Below are 19,014 nucleotides of genomic sequence, written 5' to 3' on the forward strand. Positions count from 1 at the left end.
TCGCTCATTGCTAAATTTACATTCCCTTTGACTACTCAAAAGATTCTCTTTGTTATTCTAACTGTCTTTGGGCTTCATGCCCAAGCCCAGACACTAATTCAAGGAACAGTTCTGCAATCAAACGGTCAGCCGCTGACGGGTGCAACCCTACGCGTTGCTAACCGAACCCTGCAAAGTGATCCACAGGGAAAATTCCAGCTAACACTGGAACCAGGTCGGTATACCTTCCGCCTTTCTCACGTGGGTTTTCAATCCCAGCAACAGGCCATAGTTATTCAAACTGTGAGTCCGCAAACCCTATTGTTTACCTTAGCTGAATCGGTTGAAAATCTGGATGAAATTTCCATTCGTGAAGGAGCCGACCGTTCGCTTAAACCGCTGCCTAGCGTTCAGGGAACCTACCTGCTTTCCGGACGAAAATCCGAAACGATTCAGATGAGTCAGATGGATGGTAACGTTGCGGAAAAAACAGTTCGCCAAATTTTTGCCAAAATTCCCGGAGCCTTTGCCTACGACATGGATGGCAGCGGAAATCAGGTCAACGTAGCCACTCGAGGACTCGATCCACACCGGGGCTGGGAGTATAACATTCGTACCAACGGCGTACTTACCAACTCGGATCTGTATGGTTATCCGGCAAGCCACTTTTCAGTACCGATGGAAGCCGTAGAACGCATTGAACTCGTACGCGGTAATGCCTCTCTACAGTACGGAGCCCAGTTTGGCGGCCTGCTTAATTACGTACTGAAAGGACCGGATTCCAGTCGCCGATTTAGCTATGAAACGATGAATACGGCCGGAGCTTTCGGCCTGCAAAGTACCTTTCATCGCGTGAGTGGGAAACTGGGTAAATTCACCTACAATGCCTATTTCCACCGCCGTACCTCCGATGGGTATCGCAAAAACAGCCGCTCGGTAGCCGAAGGTGAATTCGTTAGTCTGGGGTACGCTTTTCGTTCGAATCTGACCCTGAAGGCAGAGTTGGGCCGTTCGTACTACCAGTACCAGATTCCCGGGCCCCTGACGGATGCTCAATTTGCTCAAAACCCGCGGCAGTCTACCCGTTCACGGAATTATTTTAGTCCGGATATTTATCTCCCCTCCCTGCGACTCGACTGGCAGATTTCGCCGCGTACCACCTTCCAGGCCACAGCTTCGGCCGTACTGGGCTGGCGAAATAGTGTTACGTTTGAAGGCTTCGCTAACCAGCTTGATACCATTAACCGGGCTACTGGACAGTACAAAAACCGGCAGGTGGATCGGGATAAATTTAAGAGCTATACGCTGGAAGCACGTCTCTTGCATCGGTACCAAATCGGATCAGTCAGTTCCATACTTACCGGAGGAATTCAGCTCATTAACAATGACTTGCACCGCCGGCAATTGGGCAAGGGGACGACGGGGACGGATTATGACCTGACGCTGGTGGGTGATTACGGTCGGGATATTCATTACAAAACGAAAAACGTAGCCTTCTTCGCCGAAAATCTCTTTCAGTTGACGCCCCGGTTGAGTCTTACGCCGGGCGTACGAGTAGAATGGGGCGAAACCCGATTATCTGGTCGCCTGGCTTATAGCGAAGCCGCGGCTCTTCCCCCTCGCCTGGATCACCGTTTCCCGCTTTTGAGTCTGAATGGGCAGTACAACCTGGGGAAGGATTTGGACCTGTATGCGGGCTGGTCGCAGGCGTATCGTCCGGCTATTTTTAAGGACATTATTCCGAATTCGATTTTGGAGCGGGCCAATCCGAATACGAAAGACGCCCACGGCTTTAACTCCGAACTGGGGATTCGCGGTACCCGGCTCCAGAGTCGACTGACCTTTGACGTTACGCTGTTTCAGTTGATGTACCGCAACCGCCTCGGTAGTCAGGTCATTACCGAAGGTTCACAAAGTTTTGTCTATAAAACCAACATTGGTGACAGCCGTACGCGGGGCGTGGAAGCCTACGCCGAATTCGCCTTCGTACAACGCTCCCGCAGCCGGGTTTCAGTCTTTACGGCGACTTCCTACATGGACGGTCAGTACATAGCAGGGCAAGTTTCGGATGGCGTAGAGAATCGCTCGATTCGGGGTAATGCGGTTGAATCCGTCCCTAAGTGGATCAGTCGCAATGGACTACAGGCCAGCTATCACGGACTTTCGACGACGTTACAATTCAGCTACGTAGACAAGAGCTTCGCCGACCCGCTTAACACCGTTACCCCAACGGCCAACGGAGCCCGGGGCGTAGTGCCGGCGTATGGTCTGTGGGATTGGTACGCCAGTTATCGCCTCGGTCGCGGCTTTACCCTTCGCGGGGGCGTCAGCAACCTCACCAACCGTAGCTATTTCACCAAACGTCCAACGATGTATCCGGGTCCTGGGGTCTGGTCATCGGATGGTCGTAGCTGGCAGCTTAGTGTAGGATTAAAAATTTAGATCTGGCTCCTTTGCGAGCGTATTTTTAGAAGCAATCCCCTTTCTTTTGTGCCACAGGTTCGCCAGAAAAGCGAATCTGTGGCTTTTTTAGTGCCCAATCCAACGTAGTACAGCCATGATTGAAAAAAGAATCGGTCAACAACGCGTTCATTTTTTACACGTCAGTCCAGAACTGGACGGGGGTCGGTACGCCGTCAAATCCATTGTAGGAGACACGTTAAGGGTAGAAGTAGACTTGCTACTAGACGGTTTTGATCTACCGACGGGTGAATTATTGTATCGCCATGAGAGCGAAGCGGATTGGACCCGCGTTCCCCTGTCTTCGCTGGGTAACGACCGATACGGAGCCGAATTGTTGACCCTCCAGCAGGGTGCCTATACCTATACTTTCGAAGCCTGGGTAAATCATCCGCTGACCTGGCAACGAACCATTACGCAGAAAGCCCGCGATTTTCAGCCCGTCGCTACAGACCTGCAAATTGGGGCGGGGTTTTTGCTAGAAATGGCTGCCACCGCTCCGGAGGCTGATCGCGCGTCGCTTGAACAAACGGCTCACTGGCTTCAACAACCCGAAGCCTATCATGAAGCCATTACGTTCGCTTTAAGTGGCCAAATGACCGACTGGATTCATCACTATCCGTTACCAAAAAACATCAGTCGGTACGAAAAAGAATTGCCCTTGTACGTAGATCGGGAGAAATCCGTTTTCTCAGCCTGGTACTCCCTATTTCCGCGTTCGACGTCTATGGATGCACCGCAGGCTGGCACCTTCCGTACTACCATGGAACGTCTGCCTCGATTGGCGGATTTAGGTTTTGACGTGTTGCATCTCCCGCCGGTGCATCCCATTGGGCATCACCATCGCAAGGGAAAGAATAACGCCCCAGTGGCCACCCCTGGCGATCCGGGTGTTCCCTACGCCGTTGGAAATGAAGCAGGCGGGCATTTGGCCATGGCTCCGGAGCTAGGCAGTCTCGCCGACTTTAAAGCTCTAATTACGGAAGCTCAGCGTTGGGGCTTAGAAGTAGCGATGGATCTAGTGGTACAGTGCTCGCCTGATCATCCCTGGGTACAGGAACATCCCCAATGGTTTAAACCGCTTCCCGATGGAAGTTTTCAATACGCCGAAAATCCGCCACACAAGTACCAGGATAGCTATGCTCTGAATTTTGAAACCGACGATTGGCCTGCCCTTTGGGAAGCCTTCCGGACAATCATCTGTACCTGGGCTGAATGGGGTGTTCGGATCATACGTGTGGATCAGCCCCATGGAAAGCCCTTTGCTTTCTGGGAATGGCTTATTCGGGAAACCAAGCAAACCTATCCAGATCTGATCTTTCTGGCCGAGGCTTTTACTGCTCCGAAACCACTCCAGTATCTTTCTAAACTAGGTTTTAGCCAAAGTTTTACCTATTTCATCTGGCGAACTACGAAGGCTGAACTAACGGATTACTTGACTGAACTTACCCAGAGCGACCAGCATTACTATTTACGACCTAATTTCTGGCCCAATACCCACGATGTCAATCCGTTCATTCTACAAACGGGACTAGAACCTTTGTACCTGATACGGTATTTTTTAGCGGCTACGCTGTCGTCAAACTACGGACTTTTCGGCCCCAGTTTTGAGTACATGGTACACGAGGCCTATCCGGGCAGAGAAGAGTACCTGCATTCCGAAAAATATGAAATCAAGCACTGGGACTGGTCGCGCGAGAATAAGTTGACCCTTTTCATGCGGATGCTCAATCGCATTCGACGGGAGAATTCGGCTTTACAACGTACCAACAACCTAACCTTTGTTCATCTGCCCAATGATGCTCTGCTTGGCTACCTGAAAACCCACGCCAATGGAAATCGAATTTTATGCGTGGTCAATCTTGATCCATACCAACGGCAAAGTTCGGGTATCCAACTGCCCCTTCATCTGATTGGTAAACCAGATCACCAGCCCTTTATCGTGCATGATCTACTGACCGACAATCGCTGGCAATGGCAGGGCGAGTGGAATTACGTAGAACTGGACCCAACAATTCTACCTATGCATTTGTTTCGAATTGAAGACGTCTAACTAAACGAGAGAAAATTTACACCTATCATTCCGTGAATTCAAGCTCCTTTCCCATCCCTCCTCGCTTTAGTGACCCTGAAAGCCCCGATCTCACCCTAGTCCTAGAAATGCCGTATTAACCCTAGGTCAAATCTTAGAAAAGTACAATTTATAAACAGCTAATAAAGTGCATTCTGAAACGTAGCAAAGAAAATTATTCAAAAAAAAATGAAAAAAATTTATTAACATAAAGCACTAATATTCAGTGATTTACAAAATTCAATAAAGAGAAATAAAAATTTTTTTCATTCGAGTAGGTTACATTTTGCCCTCCCGATTGATATAGGTGTGAATTCGGGACATAAATATTGAAAAAATGAAAAACTTTGCACGCCTTTCAGCTTACACTTTATTGCTTTCTGCAAGCCTTTTTTCTTTAACTTCTTGCAACAAAGAAGATGAAATCAAACCTCAGCAAACGAAAGTCGTGCAAGAATCCGAAAGAGATGCCAGCATCCCTCCGCTGCCATTGATTCGCCGCTAATGAATAATGATTATCGTAAAACATATACAGGTCTCACCTAACCTTTAAGACATAGTACTGCATTAGTATTTAAGTATCCGCTCTAGCAGTACTGCATTCGCCAAATTTAACTACCTTCGGAAAGCACCGCCAGGCTTCCGAAGGTTTTGGCATTTTTAGGGGTTTATTGTTATTTTGCTAGTGTAACACGCGGGTAGTCTTATGTTTGGCTTTTTCAAGAGCAAAATAGTTGATTGGATAGGAGTTTGGCTGCTAATATTGGCATCCCTGGATATTTCAGCTCAGCATAAGTCAGCCTCTGCCGAAACTGCCATTCGACGTTTACAAACTCAGGGGGAAGTGGCCTTTCAGGACGGGAAACACGCGGAGGCCATGATGTACTTTAAAAAAGCCATTGCTCTCTGTATTCGTCATAATAATCTTCCTCGTTACGCTGATCTTTTAATTGAATCCAGTTCTATTCCTTACGGCCAGGGAAACTTATCCGAAGCGATCCAACAGTGCGAAAAGGCTCTTCAGCTTTTGCAAAAATCCCCCGTCGATTCGATACGCTTTAAAGCTTATTCCAACTTAAGTTTTTATCACAGCCTCGTGTTCCAAACGGAACAGATGCAATCGTATCTGGAGAAAGCGGAGCAGATGCTGGAACGCCAGCCCTACTTAGCGAGTCAGACACCGGGATTTGTCGCCGCTTATTACAACCAAAAAGGCGTGTATTACAATGCAGCCGGGGATTTTATCCAAGCCACTACCAATCTTGAAAAAGCACTTGCCGTAGCCAAAAAATATCAGTTATCGGGCTACCTCTCTACTTTTACGAATAACTTAAGTACCCAATACGAGAATTTAGGCAATACGCAGAAGGCGATTATGCTGGCCAAACAGGCTTTGTCCCTGGAGCGAACGCCCTATCAACAAATCGTCTATACGTTGAATTTAGGCCGTTATTACCTCAGTCTTAATAAGCCTAAGGAAGCATTTAAGTACCTCACGCAATCCCAACAAATTGACGATACCTACGGTCGGCTCAATCCAGATTACTTTACGGAATCAAGAATCACGCTGTACCAAAACTGGGGCTCGTACTACGCCGCCACCCAACAGGTAACGAAAGCCATTCGTTCGTATGACCAAGCCATTACACTCGCTCAGACGTACTGGGGTACTAAACATCCTTTACTTTCGGTTGCCTACCGCGTCAAGGCTCAATTATTAGAAAATCAAGGCGACTTAAACGGGGCTCTGGTCAACTACCGACACGCCATTAATGCCGTATGCTTGGGTACCCCCGTGAAGGAATTGCACGATTTACCGGTAATTCAGGAAGGTGTTTTGTCTGAACGCGAGCTCATGTATGCCTTAGTGGGACAAGCCTCCGTCATGGGAAAATTTTCAAATCGAGACCCTTTCCTGCAGCCTGCTTTCGAGACTTACAAATTAGCTTTACACTTGGCCGAACGTATTCGCCTGAATTACGACGTATCGGACGCTAAACTCCTTTTCGGCCAACAGATTTCGCTGGTGAATGAGCAAGCCCTTCGTATTGCCTACGCTCTTTACCAAAAAACGCACCAGTATCAATACCTGAAAACCGCATTTACGCTGACTGAAAGCACGCGGGCTTCTACCCTCTCGGATGCCCGCCGGGAGCAAACGTTGAAGAAAACCTGGGTTCCTAAGGAATTACTTTCCAAGGAAGAGCAGCTCAAAAAAGAGTTAACCAGTACCAAGTTACAATTGCAGCAGCCGAATTCGCGAAAGGAACAGGATAGCCTCAAGCTGGTTCTGGTAGAGCAGGAACTGGTATTGGACAAATTCCGCCAGCAACTGTTACAACGCATTCCTTCACGTCACCGTCAGTCGGTAGAAAGTATGTCGGTGGATACCGTTCGTGAGAAATTACTGGATCAGCAGACGGCCCTGCTTTCGTACGTAATGACCGAGCAAGATTTATTTGTCTTTGTCATTACCCAGCTCCGGGTAAAATGGGTTCGTATTCCTTTCGGTCAAGCTCAGAAAGCTACGCTGGCTGCTTTACAGCAATCGCTTTATGACAATCCAGGACTCTCGCCGTACAAGGGCCATGCGGCGGCCCAACAGGGGTATCAGCAATTATTTCGTCCCCTCAAGCCTTACCTTCAGGACGTTCAGCGGCTTATTATCATCCGTGATAAAGAACTCAATTATTTACCTTTTGAAATTCTGGAATCTACGGCATCAGGACGGGATTTTCTCCTGCGTTCCTATTCGATTCGCTATGCGTATGGAGCTTCCCTAACTCAGGTCAACGCTTCAACTCCCTGGACGGGTGGCCCCAATGGCATACTCGCCATGGCTCCTTTTTCAGAAACGTCTTCGCAGAAAAATTCCTTCCGGGATACTTCTTTGTTAGCCTTACCCGCTTCTCGCGAAGAAATACGATCCGTGGGAGGATTGCAATACGCGAACCGACAGGCGACCAAACAGGAATTCCTGGATCACTACGCTTCTTCACAAATCATTCACTTGGCCACCCATGCCCGAACGGATGATAAAGAGGCCGAGCGTTCTTTTATTGCTTTCTACCCGGATTCAGCGGATTACAAACTCTATACGGACGAACTCTATAACCTCTCGTTTAACCATACGCAAATGGTTGTATTAAGTGCTTGCGAAACGGGCCGGGGCAGGTTGCACCGGGGCGAAGGACTTATGAGCCTTGCCCGTGGTTTTCTGTACGGGGGTTGTCCAAGCGTAGTCACGACGCTCTGGAACGCTCATGATCAAACCGCGGCTTACCTTTCCGAACGCATGTACGCCCATTTACGCAAGGGTGTACCGATTGATCAGGCTTTACAACTGGCTAAACTCGACTTCTTTTCCTCGGATATGGCTGCTCTTTATGATCACCCTTATTACTGGGCAAACTTAGTACTGATCGGTGATGCTTCGGTATTATACGAATCGAAATGGGCGACGATCAACCGTATTTCAGCGGGCTTTTTCTTACTAAGCAGTATCTTTTTAGGACTTTTTTTAGCCCGTTACTGGCAACAGCACCGCTAACTCACCCTCCTGTATATACTACACAAATAAAAGCCCTTCCTCGGGACAGGGGAAGGGCTCTCTGGGTTGGATGTAGAGTACTTTAAATGCGAGAAATCGTATGGCTGACTTTTACGGTTAAGACTACGCTTCGTCTTTGCCGAACCACTTGGCGATACGAATCTGCCAGCTGATTTTTTGTTTATCGAGCCAGGTGATGTCGTAACTAAAATCCGGATTCTCCGTGATTTCCTGATAAATGGTTTCAGCTTCTTTGGGCTGATTGGCCTGTAAGTACGCCACTGTCAGATACCATTTAGAAGCATCTTTAAAGTAGGGACGGACCTCACAGTCAATCACTTGCTGCAGCCTTGGAATGGCTTGCGAGGGTTGTTGCGTCATGACAAACGAACGACCCGCATAGAAATTCTCAAAACAAATCCGGCTGGGCTGTTCCGAGATGCTCGCATCGCCACCCCGTAAGGTCTGGCTAAGCGTATCCTGTACTTGAATGGGACTCAACGTGATGTACGAAGTGAACGCAATCGTCACCGCAGCCGCGGTTCCTGCCGACCACTTCCACCAGGGAACCTGCTGAGGTTCACGGTGTAAGGGAATAACAGGCGTTTCCTTGGCGGGCTCTGCTTCTGCATCCTTCCACTCTTGTACTTTTTCCGCATGAATTTCTCCGACCATCTCGGCCAGCAGAAAATCATCGATAACTGAATCGGCCTGTTGCATAAATTCAACTTCGCGGGCAAATTCAGGATTACTAATCATCTCCTTTTCGAACGCTGCTCGTTCGGTCGAAGATAGAGCATCATGGAGATATGCATCGATCCATTCCATTTGCTCCTGGCCTGATTTAGGTCTCATAGCGAAAGAGGGCTTTGAGTTTTTGTAAACACTTGTACTTTTCATTAATAGCGACTCGCTCGTTATCAAATCCCATTTTTTGAGCGATTTCTTTCATAGATAGCCCGTCCCGGCGATAGGCCGTCAGGATAGTCTGACACCTTTCACCCAGTAGATTGAATAACTGTATGTAGCGTTCCTGTTCTTCCCGTTCTTCCATGATTCGCTGAGCTGAAGCTTCCCACGAATCGTACCCTCCTCCCGTAGCTTCCATCTCTTGGACGTAATCACGCATGAATCCTCGCTGCTTGAGCGTATTCCGCCACCGGTTTTTAGCCAGTACGAATAAAAACGCCTCGATCGTTGTTCCCTCCTGCAACTGAAAGCTGCCATTACGTACAGCCTGAACAAAGTTGAGAACGGTAGTCTGAACCAAATCGTCAGCATCGTGGGCGTCTCCCCCATTTTGCAAAACGAAGTAGCGAACCGGACTAATGTGATGATCATATACGTCCCGAATGGCTTCATTCAATTCGCGACGATCTTTCGAACGGAGCCGAGCAATCAACTTTTCCTGGCTCTGAGTTCCTATCAATACCTTGAAATTTTGCATATATCAATCGAGAGGCCGAAATGTAACCTTAGCTTTCAAAAAAAAAATTTGTCAAGCCCATAAAACATTGATTATCAGATTATTATAAACTATGATTTTTTTGAGATTTTTCATCAGCTTTCCCTAAATTTTATTAGTTTCCTGGCTGCTGTTTTTACAGTAATCATAAAAAAAGGCCATTCCCCAAGGAACGGCCTCCGAAAAAATTATTAGTTGCCTTATCCCAAACGCTGCCGAATAGCTTCGTAAAGCAGGATCCCGTTAGCGACAGAGACGTTAAGTGAAGCAACCCGACCACTCATCGGAATGCTTACCAGTTCGTCGGCAATACGTAACAAAATCTCGGAAATACCGTCTTCTTCCGAGCCCATAATCACAGCCGTAGGAACCGTCAGATCGACCTCATATAGAGTCTTTGAAACTTTTTCGGTACACGCTACTACCTGTATACCCGAGTTCTGTAGAAAACGGACCGTTTCGACCAGATCATTTTCCCGGCATACGGGCAAAAAGTTCAAGGCTCCCGACGACGTCTTCATCGCGTCTGAATTAATCTGAGCACCGCCTTTAGCAGGAATGACAATGGCTTGTACACCCGCACATTCAGCCGTCCGGGCAATCGCTCCGAAGTTACGAACGTCGGTTACCCGGTCCAGAATTAGAATCAAAGGCGTCTGGCCTTGCTCGAATACGTTCGCTACGACGTTCTCTAGTTTGGCGTAGTTAATCGCTGATACGAAGGCAATGACCCCTTGGTGATTTTTCCGCGTAATCTGATCCAGCTTTTGTTTGGGGACTTTCTGCGTAGGAATATTACGCAACCGGGCAAACTCGAGCACCTCAATATTTCCCAGCTCCCGCTGAATGAGTAATTTATCAATTTCTTTTCCGGCCCGTATGGCTTCCAGTACGGGTTGTATACCAAACACAAACTCCGACTTCGACTCCGGGCGTGGCTGCCTGGGTCTGCTATAAAATGGCTTTTTTTCGCCGGGCTCACTGCCCTCTACTCGATTTCCCCGTTTCTCCATGCTTCGACAGCGGGATACCAGATGGGTTGAAACTCTACGAATCGTGATAACTCGTAGTGATCATCCACAAACTGATTATTCCGTTTATTGAACGTAAAATTTATTTCTGAAAATTGTGAATTACGTTTGGTATAGACCCATACTTCGCGGTCCTTGCTACGATTGACGCGGGTGGGCGGTCCCATAATGATGTACACCATACCCCGGTCGGTTTTCCAGCCTTCTTTATAACTGGTAAAGAGATCATTCGCCCGTTCTACGCGTCGGTAGAACGAGGAAATGGTTCGTTTGGCCGTTTGCTGATTTCCGTTAGACATCGACAACCAGTAGCGATCGAGTGAACGCTTAGGTTCACCGCCGTTTCGTAAGTCGTTAATTTCCTGATTGGTACTCATATAAACCAGTGGACGGGCCAGTTGCTGCGGGTACGTATAGCGGGGAAAACGATCCGCTACACCCATGAGGCCAATGCCAAAGGATTCCGTCGTATCCCGAACAAAATAATGCAATCCTTCGTGGTGAATGGTAAAAGGACGGTGCGTGGTTATCTGAGACGTGGAATCCACGTAGAGTTGCTTGGGCTGAGGCCGCAGGGTAGCCATTGGCGGTAAGGCCGCATCAAATTCGAACCCATAATGAAAAAAGCGGAACGTAGTATCGGGCCGTTGCAGAGCCATCAACTGAACGGTATCGCCTTGATGAGCGAAGTTTTCGAGCAGCGGAATTTTGCCGGTACCATCAAAAACGGCATAATAGTCGCCAACCTTTCCGGACTGAAAACGAACGAAGGTATCGTGGGTGGTCATCCCGCCTTTAGCGTCCGTAATTTCTGACATGACCACGCCCGTATAGACTTGCTTATCAGGCTTGGGAACATCAAACCAAACGGTAAAGACCGTACCGCCAGGCGTTACCTTGCGAATGAAGTTTTCGCCTTCACTCAATTTTAAAAGCTGGGTAGATAGCAACTGCTGACGACTACCATAATCCGGCAACATCCAGTACCGAATGCGAAACTCCTGAGCAAAATCGGCCGAGGACAGGTTTCGGTCGGGTTGTAGCCGAACATAGGTCCGGATTTGCGAACCATTATCCAGAAAACGGCTCCGTACCGAAAACAAGAATGCATCGGTCGAACGATTAGTCGGGCTTGTAGCAGGAGTTGCCGTACGATTGGCTGTATTGACTTTAGACGAGGTACAACCCGCTAACAGACCTAGGGAAACTCCTAAATAAATCAGGTATTTCATGGATTCATGGACGAATGATACAAAGATGCGTTTTTTTCTTCGGAACAACCGGCAAAACGCCAAGTGCGTCGGTCACGAATAACGAAAAAGATAGCGATTCTCACCTGTGTACACCCATAAATTTTCTGGTTTTGCCGGGAAGGTGGTATTTTTGCTCCTTCGATACTCGTTACCATCGAAACAGGAGCCACGGATTCGTCCGCATTCCTCCACCCCGTTTTTCATACGATCATGTACAAAACCACCGAAATAGCCTCTTCCGAACTGGTTTCTGATAACCCGGTTCACCAACGCCTGTTGTTTCCCTACATGGAAGCAGCCCGAATCGTGCACGGGAATGTGCTGGAAATCGGTTGCGGTACCGGACGGGGCGTGGGCGTACTGGCTCCTTCAGTCACACACTATACGGGCGTTGATAAAAACGAACCATTGATGACCAAACTGAGTCAGGAATACCCTGATTTCAAGTTCATTGACATGTTCTTACCGCCCCTCAAAGATCTGCCAGACAATCATTTTGACTTCATTGTCACGTTTCAGGTCATTGAGCACATTGAAAACGATGACTTTTTTATTCGGGAAGCCCACCGCGTTTTGAAGCCCGGCGGAAAGCTGCTGCTGACGACCGTCAACAGGAAATATTCCCTGACCCGGAACCCCTGGCACGTGCGGGAATACCTGGCCTCGGAACTCAAAAACCTGATCTTAAAATACTTTCCGACGATCGATACGCAGGGTGTACACGGCAACCAGAAAGTGTGGGAGTACTACGAGCAGAATAAAAAATCGGTGGAGAAGATTACGCGGTTTGATATTTTCAATCTCCAGTACCGTCTCCCCCGCCGTTTGCTGCAAGTACCTTACGACGTAGCCAACCGCCTGAGCCGTAACCTGATTCAGAAGTCAGCCACCGGCCTGGTTTCCGACATTACGTACAAGGATTATTTCCTCACCAACGACGCCGAGAATTGTTTCGACTTTTTTTACGTTGCAACGAAGTGAGTTTTCAGTTGGCGGTTTTCTGTTTATCTCTTCAACGTTAGGCAGTCTGGGGCACAGAAACATGCTGTGTTCACGGACATGCGTTGGCTTCCTAGCTGAAAACTGACAACAGAAAACTGCAAACGTTCCATGCACTTATACATCCACGTTCCTTTTTGCCGGCAGGCGTGTTATTACTGCGACTTCCATTTCAGCACTTCCCTGCAAGGGCGTACGGAGATGGTAGAAGCTATTTGCCTGGAAATCGAACTACGGAAAACCTATCTGCCGGATTCGTCGCTGGATACCATTTATTTCGGTGGAGGTACGCCTTCGCTGTTGGAAGAAGCGGACTTCCAGCACATTTTCCAGACCATTCATCAGCATTTTCGGGTACATCCAGAAGCAGAAATTACGCTGGAAGCGAATCCGGACGATCTTTCGCGGGAGAAATTAGCGTTGTTTCACCGCATGGGAATCAATCGGCTCAGTATTGGCATTCAGTCTTTCCATACGCCCCATTTACAACACCTGCACCGAATTCATTCAGCGGAGGACGCCCGTACTTGCGTGCGGATGGCCCAGGAAGTGGGCTTTGAAAATATTACGATTGATCTCATTTACGCCATTCCTTCTTCTGAGACCGATCCGCATGCTATTTGGCGAAAGGATCTGGCGGAAGCGATGGCCCTAGGGGTACCGCACATTTCAGCCTACTGTCTGACCATCGAGCCCCAAACGGTTTTCGGTAAATGGCTGAAAAATAAACGGATTGCTCCCATTGATGATGAATTTGCTGCCGAGCAGTTCCAAATCTTGCGAGATACCTTACGGGAACATGGGTACGAGCAATACGAAATCTCCAACTTTGCCCAGCCCGGACGGCATAGTCAGCACAACAGCAGCTACTGGCTTCAACATCCGTACCTGGGCGTGGGGCCTTCCGCTCACAGTTACGACGGACTTCGCACGCGTCAGTACAATCGCTCAAACAATCCGCAGTATGTAGCGTCCCTTCAGCAAGGCCTGATTCCGGCTGAAATCGAGAACCTGACCGAACAGGATCTGGTGAATGAATACGTTTTAACCAGCCTGCGTACGCACTGGGGAACGGACGTCGAACGTATTCGCAAGCTTTCGGAAACTGGCCTGCACGTGATTGAAGAAGTCCTTCCCGCACTCCAGCAGAACGGCTGGATTCGCCGGGAAGGCTCAATGCTATTTTTGACGGAAACGGGCAAATTATTCGCGGATCGCGTGGCCGAAGAGCTTTTCTGGGTAGAGGCTTAGAGGGCTTTTTTACGACGCATTACTCGAAAAACGTCACTCCACTACTATTTTTGTTTCAATCCGTTGGTTGCTTTCCAAGAGAAATACCAGTACAACCCCGGGTTTGATCCACTAGCTATTGACGTATGCCCGCCTCGAAAAGCCCTGACACCTATCGTTCCTGGCCCCAACAAGTCCTTCGATTTTTCGGCAAAATACTGTTCTATTTTATCGTCCTTTCGATCGGCGGTACGCTGGTCTTTCGCTTCGTTCCCATTCCCATTACCTGGACTATGATTGACCGGAAGATTACCAACGGAGGAAAATTATACTACGACTGGACTTCTTACGACGAGATTTCTCCGGAAATGGCCCTGGCCGTCGTCGCTTCAGAGGATCAGCGATTCCCACAACATTTTGGCTTCGATTTTGAAATGATGGGCAGTGCGTTCAAGAATAACCTGAAAGGCCGCCGCATCAAAGGAGCCAGTACCATCAGCCAGCAGGTGGCGAAAAACGTGTTTTTGTGGCAGGGCCGCAGTTATTTCCGAAAAATGCTCGAAGCCTGGTTTACCCTGCTTATTGAAGTGATCTGGGGTAAACAGCGAATTCTGGAAGTGTACCTCAACGTAGCCGAAACCGGCCCCATGACCTTTGGGGTTGAAGCCGCCGCCCAGCGATACTACGGTAAATCGGCGGCCCAACTCACGCGGACCGAAGCGGCCCGCATTGCCGCCGTATTACCCAGCCCCAATCGCTTTCTCATTGCCCGGCCGTCGAGTTATGTGCAGCGACGTACTAACAGTATTTCCCGGCAAATGCGGGCACTGGGCGGTAAATCTTACCTGATCTTTTAAAGCGTTTGCAGAAAGCCTGCTTGCACCAATTGGGTGTATACTCGGTGAATGGGCAGGCCCATTACGGTGAAATACGATCCCTCAATGCGATCAATGCCCACCATACCGATGAAATCCTGTACGCCATAGGCCCCGGCTTTGTCGAAAGGACGGCAGGCTTCCAGGTAGTAGTCGATCTCCCATTCGGTCAGTTCGCGAAAGTGAACGCGGGCCGTATCGGCAAAGCTCCAGGCTTGCTCGGCACTCATCAGGCATACTCCCGTGGTTACTTCGTGCGTCTGGCCGGAAAGCAGGCGTAACATTCGCCGGGCATCGGCTGCATCTATAGGTTTATTTAATATTTTTTCGTTGATTCGGACTACGGTATCCGCCGTCAACACCAGATTATTCTCCAGAAGGGAACGAAAGGCTTCTGCCTTTTTGAGAGCCAGAAAAACGGGTACGTCCTGGCTGGGCATATCCTCCGGAAAATCTTCTTCAGTGGGCAACACCTGTACCTGAAATGAAAACCCCGCATCCCGTAAGATTTGCTGACGACGCGGTGAATTAGACCCTAAAATCAATGGTTTGGAAAGAGAAAGCATACTTCGTGTTTTCTTGAGCTGTGTCATACCCAGGGATTGCTCGCTATGCATTTGCTGGTCGCACGCTAAACAACTTATTGGATAGAACCGTTGTACTACGGTTCAGAACTAAGCTTGGTTATGATTGATATTGCAAAAGTACCGGTTCAGCTCCGACTGGGCACGAAAGAAGATACAAAGGTTTTAACAAAACTCGCCAGTGAGACCATGCGGGAAGCCTTTGGTGAACAGAACGAGTCTAAACACATTGACGCCTACATCAGTCAGGCCTTTCACAAACTCAGCGTACAGGCCGAACTGGCTGATACCAAGCACAACACCTTCTGGCTGGCGTTTCAGAACGAAGAACTGGTGGGTTACTGTAAACTCAACCGTAAATCAGAAAAGCCCCGGAATCTAAAAGGATACAAGGCCGTAGAATTACAGCGAATCTACGTGTATGATCAGTACAAAGGACAGGGTATCGGGAAGCAGCTACTCGAGGCCTGTCTGGAACAAGCTCGTCAGGAAAAATACCAAGCCGTGTTTTTAGGCGTTTGGGAAAAGAATGAGTCGGCCATTCATTTCTACGAACATATGGGTTTTGAAAAGATGGGATGGCACTACTTTCTGTTTGGCTTTGACCGCCAGCGAGACTATTGGATGGTAAAACGTTTATAAACCTTGATCACTACATTACGCATCGGATTGCTGACTCTGTTTCTGCTCGGAACTGTGGCAATTCCCTTTGCGTGTAGGGCTCAGAAACCCATTCCGTCCGTAGTCGATTCCACGAAGATCCTAACACCCACCCAGCGGGACAGCATTCGGTTTACCAAACTTCGGTATTCCATGAAAAAGCGAAACTGGACGGGGAGTATTTATGACTTTCTTTTTAAGTACCCGTATAATACCAACGCTCAAAGTCAGGCAGTTTCGAAGATTGAGGACAATCCCTTCAAACCCTACGACGGGAAACGGATTCGTAAAATCGATATCAAGCAACTGGAAGTTTTCGGCCCTACCGTTTACGATACCGCACGCATAGCCACCAACTGGGTGGAACGTTTGGGTAACCGCCTCCACCACGATACCCGGACCAATATCATTCAAAAATCCTTACTGTTCTTTAAAGTCGGCGATGAAGTCAATCCGAACGTACTGCGGGATAACGAACGGATTCTACGCCAAACACCCATTTTTCACGACGCCCGAATTTTTGTTATTCCCGTCAAAGGCGAACCCAATGTAGTGGATGTACTCGTCATTACGCAGGACGTCTGGTCATTGGTACCCGACGGCGGGGTTGGCGGGCCAACGAATTTCAACCTAGCCGTGGAACAGAAAAACGTACAGGGTCGGGCACATGCCTGGAAGACCGGCATTGCTTACAACGGCGAAGCTCCGTACCAATCCTTCGAATTCTTTACCCGCTATACTCTGCCCTACATTGGTAGGTCACTCACGACTACGCAGTTTTACGCCGACTATTTTCGCGACCGCAAGCAGTTTGGGGGCCGTATTCAAAAAGATTTCATTCGTCCGGAAATCAAGTACGCGGGGGCCTTTGAAGTATCGTATTACATTGAAAACAAATTCGTATTCATCGACCCCAATTCCGATACAACGGTTAAGGCTCACGTCAAGTACGGCTATCAGGATGCCTGGTTCGGTCGAGCGTTTCGGTTGGGTTTTAAAGACCAAAAACTGGATCAGCGGTCACGGCTGATTGTGGCGCTGCGAACCAGTGGATACGGCTACACCAATCGGGCTAATCTACCCGACGGTGCTAAGAATTTGTTTCCCGGTTCGCGGCAATACCTGGGTAGTATTGGTTATTCCAACCGAAATTATCAGCGGGATGTATTGATCTACGCCTTTGGCCGGACGGAAGACGTCCCGATTGGTTTTCTGGCCTCGCTCACATGGGGTAAGGAAAAATCCGATCTAGGCATCCGTACGTATTCAGCCCTGCGAATGGCTCATGGTACGTATCTTCAAAACAAAAAGGCGGGATACATCTATCTGCTGGGTTCCTTGGGAGGCTACCTCGAAGATGGGCAAATTCAGCAGGGAACGGTCAATGTAGAGGGCAATTACTTTAGTCCGCTCATGACGGTGAAGCGATCGTATTTTCGCCATTTTATCACCGTACGGTACACGGGCGGAATCAATCGATTTCAGTACGAATACCTGACGCTCAATAATCAGGAAGGGTTACGGGGCATTCGCAGTAATTTCTTGCGGGGTGATAAACGATTGGTCATCAATTTGGAAAGCGTCTTCTTTTCACCTTTTCAGGTATTCGGCTTTCGTACCGCCATGTTCCTTCAGGCGGATCTAGGCTTTCTTTCCTTTTCCAACAAGGATTTGTTTGCCGATATGTACCAAGGCTATGGCATCGGCTTTCGCTTCCGAAACGAAAACCTGAACTTTAATACTTTTCAGATTCGGATGGGTTATTATCCGAATATTCCCGGCAATCGCTCGCCCCTGCGAATTGAAGGTAGCGGGGAGTCGATTCTACGCATGCCTGATTTCCGGATTGAAGCACCGGATCGTACGGATTTGTTCCGTACGTCCCGGCAATAATTTCCTTACTTAGTTGGCACGGGTATTCACGCTTTTTACCGTGTAGCCCTGCTCTTTAAGCAAAGCCAGTACGCCTTTCGGTCCACCCAGGTGAGCCGCACCTACGGCAATGAAACTGGGCTTTTCGTGAATGGACTTCGTAATCACGGGAATCCAGTTACTGTTTCGCTGCCAGAGTAGATCCTGTAGCTGATCTTTAAAATCGGGGTCTTTTTCGCTGGCTTCGTACAAAGCTTCAATGTCTTGCTTACGATATAACTCCAGCATGGTATTGAATTCTTCCTGCGAGTGACCGTACTCCCGAACGTATTTAACCAGTTGCTCTGCACCTTTTTTTGGCCCAGGTTTGTCAATAACCGCAAATTGATCGGCTGCTTTTTCCAGACCCAAAACTGGTTTTTTATCCGTCGTCGCTTTCTGCATGAAGACCATCTCCGGCGATCCGGGCGTACAGCCTAGCATTTTCGGATAGATCATACTCATCAGCATAAAGGGTTTCATCTGCTTCACCATTTCCAGATTGGTCTTCAGTGAATCTTTGAAAAACTGATTGAGGTAGTCGTAGTCCGCTTCCGAAACAAGGTCTTTCAGCGTCTGGCCTTTCAGGTACATACTACTCATCATCGATGAGAGTTCCTTCGGATCATCCATGTCGATTTCGAGGTACAGCTGTTCGGTCCCCTTGAGTTTTTCCAAGGCTACTGGACTGATCTGTAAATCTTTCTGACAGAGTAAGTGAAAGGTCCCGTAGAGGTACGAGGGTTTCGTCAGGCCCTTCCCGGATACCTCATACAGTAATGAAGGCGTGTTTTTTTGACTGAAAGCGTGGGAAGAAAGCAGCAGGAGCAGGCCCGCTCCGAGTTGTTTGAAATACTTCATGGTGGGATGTTTAGGCGGTACTAGTTCGAGCAGTTTAGCAGGAAAGATACGTCAGAAACGTTGCTCTCCTGCTAAATTCAAGATC

At 48.5% G+C, this 19,014-nt stretch carries 15 protein-coding genes; 9 read left to right on the forward strand and 6 right to left on the reverse strand.

Going from position 1 to position 19,014, the window contains the following annotated elements; all coding sequences use genetic code 11:
* Positions 1 to 27: 27 nt before the first annotated feature.
* The 4 genes from C5O19_RS14595 to C5O19_RS14605 all read left to right on the forward strand — a co-directional run bounded on the left by C5O19_RS14595 (position 28) and on the right by C5O19_RS14605 (position 8,060).
* Positions 28 to 2,421: a TonB-dependent receptor gene (locus C5O19_RS14595; protein ID WP_207766411.1), complete on the forward strand. Its 2,394-nt coding sequence runs from the start codon at positions 28 to 30 to the stop codon at positions 2,419 to 2,421.
* A gap of 115 nt (positions 2,422 to 2,536) precedes the next feature.
* Entirely contained in the window at positions 2,537 to 4,492 is a 1,956-nt protein-coding gene (locus C5O19_RS14600; RefSeq protein WP_104713437.1) for a maltotransferase domain-containing protein, read from the forward strand.
* Between the two features lie 355 nt (positions 4,493 to 4,847).
* Positions 4,848 to 5,015: a hypothetical protein gene (locus C5O19_RS26040; protein WP_165796026.1), complete on the forward strand. Its 168-nt coding sequence runs from the start codon at positions 4,848 to 4,850 to the stop codon at positions 5,013 to 5,015.
* Between the two features lie 258 nt (positions 5,016 to 5,273).
* Complete coding sequence (locus C5O19_RS14605; protein WP_165796027.1) at positions 5,274 to 8,060, forward strand: CHAT domain-containing protein; 2,787 nt, start codon at positions 5,274 to 5,276, stop codon at positions 8,058 to 8,060.
* A 123-nt stretch (positions 8,061 to 8,183) separates the two neighbouring features.
* On the opposite strand, the gene C5O19_RS14610 is transcribed toward C5O19_RS14605, so the two are convergent.
* The 4 genes from C5O19_RS14610 to C5O19_RS14625 all read right to left on the reverse strand — a co-directional run bounded on the left by C5O19_RS14610 (position 8,184) and on the right by C5O19_RS14625 (position 11,788).
* Positions 8,184 to 8,915 (reverse strand): hypothetical protein, encoded by a 732-nt coding sequence (locus C5O19_RS14610; protein ID WP_133163370.1) that lies wholly within the window; start codon positions 8,913 to 8,915, stop codon positions 8,184 to 8,186.
* Complete coding sequence (locus tag C5O19_RS14615; protein WP_104713443.1) at positions 8,905 to 9,507, reverse strand: RNA polymerase sigma factor; 603 nt, start codon at positions 9,505 to 9,507, stop codon at positions 8,905 to 8,907. The genes C5O19_RS14610 and C5O19_RS14615 overlap by 11 nt, the downstream gene beginning before the upstream one ends.
* Before the next feature lie 218 nt (positions 9,508 to 9,725).
* Positions 9,726 to 10,538 carry a 23S rRNA (guanosine(2251)-2'-O)-methyltransferase RlmB gene (gene rlmB / locus C5O19_RS14620; protein ID WP_104713445.1) on the reverse strand — a complete coding sequence of 271 codons (813 nt, stop codon included), beginning with the start codon at positions 10,536 to 10,538 and terminating at the stop codon, positions 9,726 to 9,728.
* Positions 10,514 to 11,788, reverse strand: a complete 1,275-nt coding sequence (locus C5O19_RS14625) for a GWxTD domain-containing protein (protein WP_104713447.1) — start codon at positions 11,786 to 11,788, stop codon at positions 10,514 to 10,516. Before C5O19_RS14625 ends, rlmB begins: the two co-directional genes overlap by 25 nt.
* Positions 11,789 to 12,019: 231 nt before the next feature.
* Here C5O19_RS14625 and C5O19_RS14630 point away from each other — a divergent pair, with 231 nt between their 5' ends.
* The 3 genes from C5O19_RS14630 (at position 12,020) to mtgA (ending at position 14,895) form a co-directional block, all read left to right on the forward strand.
* The gene (locus tag C5O19_RS14630; RefSeq protein ID WP_094809834.1) at positions 12,020 to 12,790 is read left to right on the forward strand and encodes a class I SAM-dependent methyltransferase; all 771 of its coding nucleotides are present in this window, start codon (positions 12,020 to 12,022) and stop codon (positions 12,788 to 12,790) included.
* 129 nt (positions 12,791 to 12,919) lie between these two features.
* Positions 12,920 to 14,059 carry a radical SAM family heme chaperone HemW gene (gene hemW, locus C5O19_RS14635; RefSeq protein ID WP_104713449.1) on the forward strand — a complete coding sequence of 380 codons (1,140 nt, stop codon included), beginning with the start codon at positions 12,920 to 12,922 and terminating at the stop codon, positions 14,057 to 14,059.
* 125 nt (positions 14,060 to 14,184) lie between these two features.
* Positions 14,185 to 14,895: a monofunctional biosynthetic peptidoglycan transglycosylase gene (gene mtgA, locus C5O19_RS14640; protein WP_104713451.1), complete on the forward strand. Its 711-nt coding sequence runs from the start codon at positions 14,185 to 14,187 to the stop codon at positions 14,893 to 14,895.
* Here mtgA and C5O19_RS14645 read toward each other — a convergent pair.
* Positions 14,892 to 15,479 (reverse strand): Maf family nucleotide pyrophosphatase, encoded by a 588-nt coding sequence (locus C5O19_RS14645; protein WP_104713453.1) that lies wholly within the window; start codon positions 15,477 to 15,479, stop codon positions 14,892 to 14,894. The genes mtgA and C5O19_RS14645 overlap by 4 nt on opposite strands.
* 120 nt (positions 15,480 to 15,599) lie before the next feature.
* Between C5O19_RS14645 and C5O19_RS14650 the strand changes: the two genes are divergently transcribed.
* Both C5O19_RS14650 and C5O19_RS14655 read left to right on the forward strand, forming a co-directional pair.
* Positions 15,600 to 16,139 carry a GNAT family N-acetyltransferase gene (locus tag C5O19_RS14650; protein WP_133163371.1) on the forward strand — a complete coding sequence of 180 codons (540 nt, stop codon included), beginning with the start codon at positions 15,600 to 15,602 and terminating at the stop codon, positions 16,137 to 16,139.
* A gap of 3 nt (positions 16,140 to 16,142) precedes the next feature.
* Positions 16,143 to 18,050, forward strand: a complete 1,908-nt coding sequence (locus C5O19_RS14655) for a BamA/TamA family outer membrane protein (RefSeq protein ID WP_133163372.1) — start codon at positions 16,143 to 16,145, stop codon at positions 18,048 to 18,050.
* A 9-nt stretch (positions 18,051 to 18,059) separates the two neighbouring features.
* Here C5O19_RS14655 and C5O19_RS14660 read toward each other — a convergent pair whose 3' ends face one another.
* Positions 18,060 to 18,929: a TraB/GumN family protein gene (locus tag C5O19_RS14660; RefSeq protein WP_104713460.1), complete on the reverse strand. Its 870-nt coding sequence runs from the start codon at positions 18,927 to 18,929 to the stop codon at positions 18,060 to 18,062.
* Positions 18,930 to 19,014 lie beyond the last annotated feature (85 nt).

The organism is Siphonobacter curvatus, assembly GCF_002943425.1.
Taxonomy (GTDB): domain Bacteria; phylum Bacteroidota; class Bacteroidia; order Cytophagales; family Spirosomataceae; genus Siphonobacter; species Siphonobacter curvatus.

Coding starts and splice junctions, on each gene's coding strand:
- C5O19_RS14615 (WP_104713443.1), bottom strand. CDS start 9,507: ATGCAAAATTTCAAGGTATTGATAGGAACTCAGAGCCAGGAAAAGTTG.
- C5O19_RS26040 (WP_165796026.1), top strand. CDS start 4,848: ATGAAAAACTTTGCACGCCTTTCAGCTTACACTTTATTGCTTTCTGCA.
- C5O19_RS14630 (WP_094809834.1), top strand. CDS start 12,020: ATGTACAAAACCACCGAAATAGCCTCTTCCGAACTGGTTTCTGATAAC.
- C5O19_RS14625 (WP_104713447.1), bottom strand. CDS start 11,788: ATGAAATACCTGATTTATTTAGGAGTTTCCCTAGGTCTGTTAGCGGGT.
- C5O19_RS14660 (WP_104713460.1), bottom strand. CDS start 18,929: ATGAAGTATTTCAAACAACTCGGAGCGGGCCTGCTCCTGCTGCTTTCT.
- C5O19_RS14610 (WP_133163370.1), bottom strand. CDS start 8,915: ATGAGACCTAAATCAGGCCAGGAGCAAATGGAATGGATCGATGCATAT.
- rlmB (WP_104713445.1), bottom strand. CDS start 10,538: ATGGAGAAACGGGGAAATCGAGTAGAGGGCAGTGAGCCCGGCGAAAAA.
- C5O19_RS14650 (WP_133163371.1), top strand. CDS start 15,600: ATGATTGATATTGCAAAAGTACCGGTTCAGCTCCGACTGGGCACGAAA.
- hemW (WP_104713449.1), top strand. CDS start 12,920: ATGCACTTATACATCCACGTTCCTTTTTGCCGGCAGGCGTGTTATTAC.
- C5O19_RS14645 (WP_104713453.1), bottom strand. CDS start 15,479: ATGCTTTCTCTTTCCAAACCATTGATTTTAGGGTCTAATTCACCGCGT.
- mtgA (WP_104713451.1), top strand. CDS start 14,185: ATGCCCGCCTCGAAAAGCCCTGACACCTATCGTTCCTGGCCCCAACAA.
- C5O19_RS14600 (WP_104713437.1), top strand. CDS start 2,537: ATGATTGAAAAAAGAATCGGTCAACAACGCGTTCATTTTTTACACGTC.